Source organism: Litchfieldia stipae (assembly GCF_014837155.1).
Classification (GTDB): domain Bacteria; phylum Bacillota; class Bacilli; order Bacillales; family Bacillaceae_L; genus Litchfieldia.
This window is the reverse complement of record NZ_JACYHA010000017.1, coordinates 76,716-88,274: the sequence shown is the minus strand read 5'-3', so window position 1 is coordinate 88,274 and position 11,559 is coordinate 76,716. Positions and strand designations below refer to the sequence as shown.

Sequence of the window (11,559 nt, the reverse complement as noted above, 5' to 3'; positions counted from 1 at the left end):
TCGTAACCTCACTTTTACCTAAAATTATGGGGGGTGGCAATTTTTTTGCTCAAAAATCCCTCTATCAAGGTATTTTATAGCCTATTTAATATAAAAGTTTTGACAATACGATTAAACGGGGGGGGGGGGGATATGCGAAAAGTTTATCTAGATAGATCAGAATTAATTGGAGCCATATGTGTAAATGTAGAAGATGCTGAAGTTATACTAACAGGGATAACAATTTTCCCTATGAGTGCTCATGATAAAAATGAAGAATATCAACAATTTGCTAGCGATTATGATATTCAGTTTATCTTTGACGATGATATTCCCCATGTAGAGTTTTTTACGGTTCCACATGTAGATATTATAGCAAAAGATAGTAAAGGTGGATTTGTCGGAACTGTTTATCAACAGTGTGATTTGGAAAGTGACGCACCAATTTGTTATATCAATAGGGATTTAGAGTGCTTTATAATTTCTGAAAACGTAGAAGATTTTCTGAGTAATATAGGAACATGGCAAGACAACTTGAAACCCTATGATAAAATTATCGTTTATCGTTCTAAAGCAGAAGCAGAAACTGAACTAGAATTTATCGATTTGTCTGTCTGATATTCCTCCATTATTATAAATTCATATTGAACTAACGGGTGCGTGGATCCAATGCTTCTTATGATTGAACTTTATTAAAGTAACGAAGTAGGTTTATTCTGTAAGAAATCACAAAAGTAATACAAAAAATTATGGAGGTGTAGTTATGTGGATAATATTAGGAGTTATTGCTATAGTAGCAACGTTTATAAATCTTTATATGTATGCAACTGGAAAGGATTATAAGCTCGCTATGGCAATGGGCTTATCATTTACAGCATTAACACTTTGTTCAGAATATAGCCTTGTATCGATGTGGGTAGATGCGGAAGATTGGGCAGCTTTAATGGATGTAGTACCTGGCATGGAAAGGGCATTATGGTTTTTGACGATTGTTTCTATCCTACTAAATATAGCACCAATACTTTTAGAACGAAAAGGTAAGAAACAATGACTTGTTGTCAAAACACTAATATGCAATGATTGTGTAAGACATTGTATAAGTAACGGGTAGGAATGTTGAACTTCCTGATATATACATGGTTAACAGTACATAATAAGGTATATTATATTTGTTGTATAGAATCTCTTTAACAGACAGAAAAGTAGGTGAACAAAATGGGGAAATATCAATTAGATACCAAAGGTCAGGCAGCTGTGACAAAGTATCATGAAAAACAAAGGCCTGCTAAATTTGATAAAAAGCAGCAACTTGAAAAATTACGAGCTGAGTATTTGGAAAAAAAGCAAAAACAAACAGATAAATAAGATGAATGAAAACATAGGAAGAATGAAAATTGTCCTATGTTTTTTCATTATTCGAATTTCATTTTTCAATTGATGATAGAGTTTATTATCCGTTACTTAAAAAAATGAAACAGTTTTGTTTTTCAACCGTATGAAAATATAAGATGATTTAGAAAATTATGTTTTTTATGAATTGCATTTAGCGAGTTTGTTCGTTGGGAAAAGGAAGGTGTTGAAGGATTTGTCAAATTCTCCGAAGAGACCAAAAATTAGCCTATCCAAAACGAAGACTGAGTGGATCTGGGATATAATCGGATATTCATTCTATTTAGGCTCGTTATTCTTTTTGATTAGTAATTGGAATGTGCTTCCTGACCAAATTCCGTCACATTTCAATACGTTAGGTGAAGTGGATCGTTGGGGTTCAAAGATGGAACTAATTGTATTACCTATAATAGGTGCATTTATTACCTTGTTAATGATATTGCTTGAGAAATTCCCAGAATCACATAATTATCCAGAGCGATTAAGTAACGAAAACGCTAAAGAATTCTATTTAGTTAGCCGTAAACTTGTAAATCAATTGAAAAATATAAGTCTAATTATCTTTGCTTTCATCTTATTTGAATTAGTTTCAATTGCGTTAGGTAAAGGAACTGGATTCGGTGTATGGTTTCTGCCAATAGCAATAGTAAGCGTCCTTATCCCGATTGTATTAGCGATAATTAAACAAAAAAAGATTCGATGAGTATAGCAGGTTAGAATAATTTGCAACCTTGGCCATATAGATTGCACAGGTAATAGGGACATCGATCGTTTTCCAGATTCGTCTATAATAATTTCTTCGTTGATTTAGGGATCAGATACCAATAAATAATGAAGGAGAAACTGAATGATTATACTAAATGTAGTTCTATTATGTGTGCTGATAATTGGAATAGATATTGTATTAAGAAAGTTGTTTTATAGATATAAAAAGCGAGAATCGATCATTCAATGGCTAGTGTATTTCTTCTTATTAGGGTTATTAATGTTGAGTATATTATGGTTTGAGCGAGAGTTCAGTGGAATCGTTCTTCCTATTCCACTAAGCTTTAATTGGATGGGTTTCTTACAAGCGTTCCTCATTATTTTTTCCATCGCTGCAATCTTGTTTGCTGTTATGAGTATAGAAATCTATGTCCGTAAGAAAAAAAATACCCCACTACCTGACATGCAGTTTTCTAAGCCTGAGGATGAGATGTTCAAAGGAAAATATAAATATATGGGAGCCTTTCTAATTTCAGCTTGTGCAGGGATATTTGAAGAGTTGATTTTCCGCTACTATGTGTTAGGGAGAATTGAGTATGTAACTGAATCCACTCTTTTGGCCGTTGTGGTGTCCTCCCTTTTGTTCGGTTTTATTCATATCCTTGATGGAGGGTGGAGAAGTGTTATTAGCACTGGGGTATTTGGTATCTTCTTTGCTATAATCTTTGTATTTACAGGTAATCTACTAGTAGTAATTGTGATTCATGCTTTTTGGAATTTCCTCAGTTTTACAGTGCCATTTGAAAGAATAATTGATTTTATTAATAAAAATGTGAATTAATATGTTGTTCAGCAAATTACTATGGGGAAAATAGGTAGTTAGAGGTGTTGGTGCGATATGATAACAAGAGATGATATTTTCAGACACGTCAAAGAGAAATATGGTACATTACCTGATTACCCGTGGAAGAGGTTTCCAAACTATGCTGTCTTAAGACATGGATTCAAGGGGAAATGGTATGGACTTGTGATGGATGTCCCTCCAGAGAAATTGGGGTTAGATGGAAAAGAAAGAATAGATATTCTAGACCTAAAATAGTCCTCCTGAACTAATTGGTAGTTTAAGAGGCCGAAGAGACATGTTACCTGCATATCATATGAATAAGGAACACTGGATTACACTTGTCTTAGAACGTGTCGATTCAAAAGAAGAGGTTTATCATTTAATTGAAGTGAGCTTTAACTTAACTAAGAAATAGTGAGAAATTGGCGTGCTAACTAAGTACACATTGGGATTGTACCATGAAATGGGTGAGAATGGGGAATTCGAAGTGAACAATTAGTTATTATCTGCCATGTCACGATTTTTCATTTGTCTTGACTACAGGGATTCTAAAAATGATAGTAATCCTTCTATAATCTTTTAGTGAATTGTGGGGGGCGGCGTATGAAGAAGAAACAAATTATTGGTATCATATTAATTATTGTAATTATCGTTGGCTTATTTCTCTATGAACATTTAAAGAAAACTACATATGAAGAAGTTATGGCAAATTTAATCGAGGAAGATGAAAAGGTTCAGCAAATAACCGTTTATAGCCAAATACCACTTGTGGCAAAAACTGCTTCAGCAACAATTGATGATCCTAAATTGATCAATAATATATTAAACGAACAAATAAAACTAAAAAAGATTAATCCACTGAACCTCCCTAACATATTGACTTCTTTAGTAATAGAAACAGATAAAGACTCATATGAAATAGGATTTGATGCAAATAGTATAATGATAGGTTCTGTACGGTATGTAACAACTCCAACTATTAATCCAATTAACATGATGTTAATCGAAGAAGAGTTGGATTGGGAAATTATAGAGTACACGCCTTTTATTTGGAAATAGAGATTATATAAAAAATGTATGGGAGTGATTGTGCACTTCTTCAATAAAGAATTGATAACGGAGCTAAAAAGGCGAGAATCACAGAAAATGATTTTCGCCTTTTTATTAGCTTTCAATCTTAAGTTTTTCTACAGGATCAAATCCTTTTGTCTTTTTAAACTTCATGTTGTGCTTGAAATTTTGCATGGCATCTGAACAATCAATTGTTTCAACATTTAGTGTTTGCAATATGTTTTTTTCTATTCTAACTGAAAGGATGACCACTTGCTCAGTATGTCCAGTTGAGGTATTAAGGTGTTCATCAAAAGCATGAATATAGACAAAGTGTAGTGGTAATAACGCAAACAAATCTCTAGCGATTCTAATTACGGAACTGCAAACGTAATCTTGTTGAATATCATAATACTTTGTTTTTGGCATATCTTTAACAGATAGTTTTCCAGTCTTCGTTAGAGATTTCACCTGAGTAGGTACTACACTCTCTGTATGAACATTAAATTCTACTTCAATGGAATGAGGGTCCTCCATAAAAAATTCAAACCCACTTCCGAATTCTAATAAATCATCCAATGGAGCAAATTCTTCAATTACCTTAAAGTATGTATCTATATCACCATCAAGAACATTCGTTGCGGTCTCAACGAGTTCTTCCCAATTCAGATAATCTTGCTGATCCTCTAACTTTGCCTTTTCTATATTGTCAATCAGATGTTTCTTCTTCTTTTCCTCTTGTTTTAGAATCTTGCTTAAGAATCCTGGCTTGTAAGAATTAAGCTTCTCCTCTGCAATTCTTTCATTTGGGCCTTTTTCACCCTTTGTAAAAGGGCTTGGAGTGTTTTTCATTTCCAACCAATTTACTTCATCATCACATTCTTTATGGATAGATTTTATCATTTCAACCTTGTTTTCATATGCTTCCACTTCTAATTGGTTTCTTTCTAATTCCTGAAGTTTTGCTATCTCTTTTTGTCTTCGCACAATCTCATTTCTCTGCGTGTAGGCGCTACTTTTATACTTTCTACCTGAACTAGATGTTGAAGAATAAGAAACTCCTGATCCAGGTATTCCAACTGTTGTTGTGCGACGGCCACTTGAATTAACTGAATAGCGTAGACCTTTACCACCAAAACTTGCTCCTACACTTTTTGTACTAACATTGAACCGAACACCGGGCGCCACTTTAAAACTCTTGCGAAAACGTAATCCCACCTAAAAACCCCACCTTTCCTTATATGAGTGAATTAATTAAATATTATATAACACACTGATACAAATTCTTCCATTATTTTATCACACTATTAAGACATTCATAGCGCTAATAAATACAAAAGTGGTGACCTAAACTCAATAGATGACGAAACTACTTATTTTAATACTAGTTGAAATCAATCACCCGTTGCATAACGTGAATAGAGAACAGGTTTGATTTATAATGAAACCTAGCCCTTTATTAAATTGAAAGAAAATTTTTCTAAAATAAGTAAAAATATTACAATCTATGATATTGTAATAAAAGATTGAAAATATATTATGGGGGTTCTTGAATTGAAAAAGTACATAGTAGGTTTATTTGCTTTATTTTTAATTTTTAGTTTAGTTGCTTGTTCATCTGAAAGTTTGAATACCACAAATGCAGATGATAAGAATGAGGAAAAAATTTCTGAGGACAAAGCAAAGATAGAAGCAGAAGAAAAGGCAGAAGCAGAGGCCAAAGCAAAGTCAGAAGCAGAGGCTAAAGCGAAGTCAGAAGCAGAAGCCAAAGCAAAGTCAGAAGCAGAGGCCAAAGCGAAGTCAGAAGCAGAAGCCAAAGCGAAGTCAGAAGCAGAGGCTAAAGCAAAGGCAGAAGCAGAAGTTAAAGCGAAGTCAGAAGCAGAGGCTAAAGCAAAGTCAGAAGCAGAGGCTAAAGCAAAGTCAGAAGCAGAAGCTAAAGCGAAGTCAGAAGCAGAGGCTAAAGCGAAGTCAGAAGCAGAAGCTAAAGCGAAGTCAGAAGCAGAGGCTAAAGCGAAGTCAGAAGCAGAAGCTAAAGCAAAGGCAGAAAAAAAAGCCAAAGCAGATGAAGTTGCTGCAGCTTCAAATGGAGGATCAGAAAACTTTGCCAATTGTACTGAACTAAGAAAGAAATATCCCAATGGGGTAGCTTCAGATCATCCAGCCTATCAACTTAAAATGGACAGAGATAAAGATAATTTTGCTTGTGAAAGATAGTGTAAATGTATAGTTTTTCAGAATACTATATTTATAAGGAAAATGGTGGTGAACAAAAATAATATCGCGAAAAATGATTTCCGCATCTGTTTCTGGTTCGATATTTGCCATTTTATTAGGTCTAATCGTTCCAAATCCATTTGGTCAAACTATTTCATCAATTCCAAATTATTTATTTGCTGTTGCAAGAAGTACACCTGTTTATTTGATGTATAGTTTCCCAGCGATTTTAATTTATGGAGTATTAACCTCTATCCTTAGTGATAGAGTCAGTTACTATATTTCAACAAAAATGAAAAGTGAAAAATATGAAATGATTTTCTCTGGCATTTTACACACTGTTTTTGGACTTATATTACTATTGTATAGTTTAGGTGCTTCTTTATTGTTCTTTATTACTGATAGAGTTCTACAAAAGAAAAATAAAGATTATACACCGTTACAAGCCTTTAAGAGTTTTGGAATTCCATTAACAGTCTGGCTGATTTTTATGGGAATTGTCTATTTAGAGCATATATTTAATGGTAGTTAAATGGTATTGGGAAAACAATCAAATAATATAAAGAGGTGAATTAGGTGAATATTTTTGTTATGCTACCCGTGATAGCTTCTATGATCGGTTTATATTTCATTACAATAGGATTGTGGGAACTAAGACAGGGTGTAGATAGAAAGAAATATGTTACATATATGTTTACTGGATTGGTTTTACTTTTGTTCATTGCAACTCTACTTCCCTCTTTTTTGATGATGTTCTTTAACTAATAGGGATAGTGCAACTAAGCATATTAAACTTAGGGTGGGAATAGGCTTGGACGTTAAAGTGAAAAATTTGTTAAAAAAAATCCCGAAAATTGAACAAGGACAAAAGATTGTTCTTGGAATAGATGGATTAAGTCGTTCTGGTAAAACAACAATAGTACGAAACATCGAACAGCATATTCAAGAAAAGAATATTTTGTCTTGTGTATTACATATAGACGATTACATTGTAGAGAGAGAAAGACGTTATAACACTGGTCATGAAGAGTGGTATGAGTATTATCAATTGCAATGGGATGTAGAATGGCTAAAAGAGAATTTATTCCAAAAACTTAAAGAGTCTAATGAACTACAATTATTAACTTATGACAATCATTCTGATTTGCAAAAATTACATACAGTCAAAATACCTGATACTTGTCTAATTATCATTGAAGGCGTGTTTTTACAAAGAAAAGAGTGGAGAAATTACTTTGATTTTATGATTTTTCTGGATTGTGTACGAGAAGAGAGATTCCATCGTGAAAGTATCGAAACACAAACTAACATTGGCAAGTTTGAAAAGAGATACTGGAAAGCAGAAGATTATTATATGGAAACAGTTTCACCAATCGAACAAGCTGATTTAGTTATTCATAATTAAAATAAAGTGTGAAGGCTTACACTTCAACTAACTGGTGCGTTGGTCCAAGAAGGATTAACGGCCTTTTTTGTTTATGAAGATTATAATACAATTTGGGGTTCATTTATTCATTAAGGCTGTTTTCTCAAAGTTTGTTGTTTTTTGAGATAAATTAATTAAAAATAGATTTCTAGCAGCCTGAATACACGGAGACTCCCGTGGGATGCGTAGCCTAAGTGAGACCCCGCAGGAGCGTTAGCGACGAGGAGGCTCACCGGTTACCCCACAGGACGCGGAGTGTATTCAGGCTGCGGTATTCAAAGCAACAATATATACGAAAACAGCCTTCATTAAATATCAACCGTGTTGTGTAATTTATGTGGCTATATTTGTAAAGTGTTCCATTTATATTGAGATACGAAAATCCGATTGTTATACTACTTTTGGACTTGGTGATGTATCACGATGAATGAAAGGAGGTTGCGATTTTGAAATTCAAACTTGACATTAGTAATGAGCGTTATGATGAAATCAAATCTGTACTCGAAGAACGAGGTATTGAAATAGATGATACTGCCGACTTGGTGTTAAGTGAAACAAATAGCTTCATAGATAATCTGACTGTTAGAGAAAAAGGAACAAATGCGCGGATTATATTATCAGTAGAGGATATTGTTTGTATTGAATCGTTCGGTCATGCAGTTGAGGTACAAACGGAAGAAGCACTATATCAAGCTACCGATCGATTATACAGGATTGTCAGTTTACTTGATCCAACAAAATTTTTGCGTATAAGTAACTCTGTTGTCATTGCAAGAAATAAGGTTAAACAAATTAAACCTACTCTTTCGTCGAAGTTTATCCTTACAATGACTAATGGTAAAAGTGTTGATGTAACAAGAAGCTATTACTACATATTTAAAGAATATTTCGGAATATAGAGGAGGCGATTACATGGTTTTTCCTATTTATTTTCTCGTCCTGTTTGTCATTCTAATTATATTAGTCGCTACCGTTATTATCTATTTTCAGGTCTATAAACGACATATCAATAAGGCTTTAGGAGCAACGGAAGGCAAGCGCACTTCAATGGTTCCTCCATATCGAGTCGCTATTGTTATGACCATAATAGTTTTACTCATTGGCATATTGATTAGCTACTTTGTGGGATATGTTACTGCCTATAAAGATTACGAAGAAGATGTATGGGTGCTGGCACATTCTGATATTCAGACATTCTATGCAGAAGTAAAAGAAGTTGGTGAGAACTCTATATTGGTTGAAGGAATTCCCCTCAATGATGAGAAATATCAAGGTGAGTTTCAATATGATATATGGGAAGAAGTGAGTATATATCGGCAGGATACTGTTATCCAGCTTTCTGATCTGTCAGAAGGTGATTTGATTTCAATCACACTATTAACCGACCGCGCTGGTAGTACAAATATCTTCAAAATTCAGTTACTAGCAGACAAGAAGTAACCTTGGGGATGCTGCTATGCCCTGTTTGTGGAAAAATAAACTTTTGTAGAAATGAACCTATTAAGCTAACAAGTGCGTTGATCCAAGAAGGGTTAACGCGTCTTTTTTTTTGATAATATTTGTATAAATAATAAGTGAAATTCTATTTGCATTAATCCAAGTCGAAAGTGAAGATGCCCCTTCATCAAAAAAATAAAACAACCCCTGAAAATGGGGTGTCATGGACGTTCTCTATCAAAGTATGAACTTGATGAAATAAACATACAGCTTTCTGTCTAGTGAATCATAAAGAGAATTTGCCGGATTAATCGTCTATTACATTATTTCCTTGTTCAGTTAATTTTTCTAAGGATGTAATCATATGATTTATTTCTTCATCGGTATGTCTTTCCCATGCCCCCAATTCAGCTACTATTTTCAAAGGAGATTTAGACCGATAAGAACGTGTGGGGTTTCCAGGAAATCTTTTATCAGTTAAGTTCGGATCATTTTCAAAAGTACCCAATGGCTCTACAATATAAATTCTTTCCTTTGACTGAGATCTTGCCAACTCAGCACCCCATTTAGCAGCATCTAATGTTGCAGTAAAATAGATGTAGTTGGATTTTTTATCTTGATAATTCGATAAGTTTTTCGGCTCTAATAAATCTCCAATTTGCAGTTCTACTTTAGTACCATGAAAAAAAGGACCAATATCCAAGACATCTTTGTTGTCATTCATACTGATACACCCCTCATATTTTGATTTGTATATAAGAGTATAGTAACCAAATGATAAAAAGAACAGTCTATAAATAACTTGAACATAACGATATAATGGAAGTAGAGAGATTTAAAAAGTAATTTTAAGAAATGAGCGCGATACTTGTAAAAGGATATGCGCTCATTTTTCATTTCAATAACGGATAGCTATTCTTCAAGAAGGAGAATAGCTTTTTCTTGTAGAAGTATTGTTCTAATGAAGCAGGAGTATGGAATAAGAACAAATTGTATTTTAAGGAGCGAGTGCAATAGTTAAACGAAGGGAAACTACACCGAAATATTTAATTCTGATGTCTGTCGCTTTTGGTTTACTCGTTATTATTCAAAGTTTAGTAGTGATATACTCCCCTCATACATTTGTGCGAGTGGCAAACTTAATTGTGGTCATCCTTCAATCTGCAATAATTGGTGCTTTTATTAGGGAAGTATTTGTATTAAAGAATAAATCATAATTAGAAAGTAGTAGGATAATAATGAAGAATTACGATATTATTTTTTTTGATATAGATGATACGCTTTTTGATTTTGCTAAATCGGAGCAAGCAGCTTTTTATAAGGTCTTTAATCAATATAATTTATTAAATGGCTTAAACCTGTACGAAAAGAGTTACCAGGAAATTAGCAAAGTGTTGTGGAGAGAGTTAGAAAATGGAAAAGTGGGACTTGTAGAACTAGGTTCAGAGAGATTTAGGAGATTATTTTTAGAGCACGAACTTGAGATTGACGCAGTTATATTTAATCAGGACTATTTACAATTTCTTGGAGAACAAACGCACCTCATTCAAGGAGCGGAAAAAGTGATTAAGGCTCTCTCGCATAAACGCTTAGCCGTTATTACAAATGGTTACACGATTGTGCAAACCTCAAGAATTAACCATTCTCCGTTCGAAGGTATATTTGAACAGGTTATTATCTCTGAATCCACTGGATTTCAAAAACCACAAACAGGAATATTTGATTATGCTTTTCATAAGCTACAGATTACAGACAAATCAAACGTACTTATGGTGGGTGACTCGTTGACTTCTGATATCCAAGGTGGAATAAACTATGGGATGGACACTTGTTGGTTCAATCCTAAGAACAAAGAGAAGCATATAGCTTTAAAACCTACTTATGAAATAAATAAATTAGTAGATTTGTTAGAAATGATAAAATAAACTACCTCTATATATAAGAAAGTGTGAAGAAATGCAATTAAACAAAAGGCTGCGTTGGTCCAAGAAGGATTAACCGCCTTTTTTGTTGAAGTTAGTAAACTTAAGAGCTGGATAGCATGTCTAAATATAGTAGGAATAAACCAATTTATTCTTGGGATATGAGTGATGGAGGAAGTGTTGGAATGGTAATTCTTATTGGAGCAATTATTGGATTCTTATATCTCTATTTAATGAACAAATTTGTGGGAATAACAATGGCTTTTTTTGAACACAAGGGTGTTAATGACCAGTGTTTAAAGGTTTTTCCATCATTATCGTTTATATTTCTTTCGAGTTACATAATGTATTTTTTCATTCCTGAACCGATAAAAAAATTTACTGGAGCTTTTTATGTATTCACTTATTTTAGTGGTGCTGGATTAATAGTCCTCTTATTTTTTTTCATTGTAGTGAAACCTATATGCCCAACATGTTATAAGAAAATTTTCAACTAACGGGAAAGTTAAGTCTTTTAATAATCTCATAGAAGCTTTTAATGATGGTGTTACATAGATATCGAAGGACTTGAGGATCTAGTTTTATATTATTAT

The 11,559-nt window shown here is 33.6% G+C and carries 14 protein-coding genes and 2 pseudogenes; 14 read left to right on the top strand and 2 right to left on the bottom strand.

Going from position 1 to position 11,559, the window contains the following annotated elements:
• Positions 1–132: 132 nt before the first annotated feature.
• From F7888_RS17340 to F7888_RS17310, 7 genes and pseudogenes are all read left to right on the top strand, one after another.
• Positions 133–597 carry a hypothetical protein gene (locus F7888_RS17340; RefSeq protein ID WP_191781648.1) on the top strand — a complete coding sequence of 155 codons (465 nt, stop codon included), beginning with the start codon at positions 133–135 and terminating at the stop codon, positions 595–597.
• 145 nt (positions 598–742) lie between these two features.
• Positions 743–1,030, top strand: coding sequence for a hypothetical protein (locus tag F7888_RS17335; RefSeq protein WP_191781646.1), 288 nt, complete (start codon positions 743–745; stop codon positions 1,028–1,030).
• A 164-nt stretch (positions 1,031–1,194) separates the two neighbouring features.
• Entirely contained in the window at positions 1,195–1,344 is a 150-nt protein-coding gene (locus F7888_RS17330; protein WP_191781644.1) for a hypothetical protein, read from the top strand.
• 220 nt (positions 1,345–1,564) lie between these two features.
• The gene (locus F7888_RS17325) at positions 1,565–2,071 is read left to right on the top strand and encodes a DUF1648 domain-containing protein (RefSeq protein ID WP_191781642.1); all 507 of its coding nucleotides are present in this window, start codon (positions 1,565–1,567) and stop codon (positions 2,069–2,071) included.
• 144 nt (positions 2,072–2,215) lie between these two features.
• Positions 2,216–2,914, top strand: coding sequence for a CPBP family intramembrane glutamic endopeptidase (locus F7888_RS17320; protein WP_191781640.1), 699 nt, complete (start codon positions 2,216–2,218; stop codon positions 2,912–2,914).
• Positions 2,915–2,971: 57 nt separating this feature from the next.
• Positions 2,972–3,332 (top strand): annotated as a pseudogene (locus F7888_RS17315) (MmcQ/YjbR family DNA-binding protein).
• A gap of 188 nt (positions 3,333–3,520) precedes the next feature.
• The gene (locus F7888_RS17310; protein WP_191781638.1) at positions 3,521–3,976 is read left to right on the top strand and encodes an MBT domain-containing protein; all 456 of its coding nucleotides are present in this window, start codon (positions 3,521–3,523) and stop codon (positions 3,974–3,976) included.
• 105 nt (positions 3,977–4,081) lie between these two features.
• Here F7888_RS17310 and F7888_RS17305 read toward each other — a convergent pair whose 3' ends face one another.
• A complete protein-coding gene (locus F7888_RS17305; RefSeq protein WP_191781635.1) occupies positions 4,082–5,185 on the bottom strand; it encodes a DUF4236 domain-containing protein in 1,104 nt (367 codons plus the stop codon).
• A gap of 867 nt (positions 5,186–6,052) precedes the next feature.
• On the opposite strand from F7888_RS17305, the pseudogene F7888_RS23100 reads away from it, so the two are divergent.
• From F7888_RS23100 to F7888_RS17280, 5 genes and pseudogenes are all read left to right on the top strand, one after another.
• Positions 6,053–6,181 (top strand): annotated as a pseudogene (locus tag F7888_RS23100) (excalibur calcium-binding domain-containing protein); the annotation flags it as partial.
• 73 nt (positions 6,182–6,254) lie between these two features.
• On the top strand, positions 6,255–6,713 hold the full coding sequence (locus F7888_RS17295) for a hypothetical protein (RefSeq protein ID WP_191781631.1): 459 nt from the start codon (positions 6,255–6,257) through the stop codon (positions 6,711–6,713).
• Positions 6,714–6,992: 279 nt separating this feature from the next.
• Positions 6,993–7,586, top strand: coding sequence for a kinase (locus F7888_RS17290; RefSeq protein WP_191781629.1), 594 nt, complete (start codon positions 6,993–6,995; stop codon positions 7,584–7,586).
• Positions 7,587–8,053: 467 nt separating this feature from the next.
• Positions 8,054–8,506 carry a LytTR family DNA-binding domain-containing protein gene (locus F7888_RS17285; RefSeq protein ID WP_191781627.1) on the top strand — a complete coding sequence of 151 codons (453 nt, stop codon included), beginning with the start codon at positions 8,054–8,056 and terminating at the stop codon, positions 8,504–8,506.
• A 13-nt stretch (positions 8,507–8,519) separates the two neighbouring features.
• Positions 8,520–9,047, top strand: coding sequence for a hypothetical protein (locus tag F7888_RS17280; RefSeq protein ID WP_191781625.1), 528 nt, complete (start codon positions 8,520–8,522; stop codon positions 9,045–9,047).
• Between the two features lie 304 nt (positions 9,048–9,351).
• Here F7888_RS17280 and arr read toward each other — a convergent pair whose 3' ends face one another.
• The gene (arr, locus tag F7888_RS17275; RefSeq protein WP_191781623.1) at positions 9,352–9,768 is read right to left on the bottom strand and encodes an NAD(+)--rifampin ADP-ribosyltransferase; all 417 of its coding nucleotides are present in this window, start codon (positions 9,766–9,768) and stop codon (positions 9,352–9,354) included.
• A 514-nt stretch (positions 9,769–10,282) separates the two neighbouring features.
• Between arr and F7888_RS17270 the strand changes: the two genes are divergently transcribed.
• Positions 10,283–10,969, top strand: coding sequence for a YjjG family noncanonical pyrimidine nucleotidase (locus F7888_RS17270; RefSeq protein WP_191781621.1), 687 nt, complete (start codon positions 10,283–10,285; stop codon positions 10,967–10,969).
• Between the two features lie 116 nt (positions 10,970–11,085).
• Positions 11,086–11,463, top strand: coding sequence for a hypothetical protein (locus F7888_RS17265; protein ID WP_191781619.1), 378 nt, complete (start codon positions 11,086–11,088; stop codon positions 11,461–11,463).
• Positions 11,464–11,559: the final 96 nt, after the last annotated feature.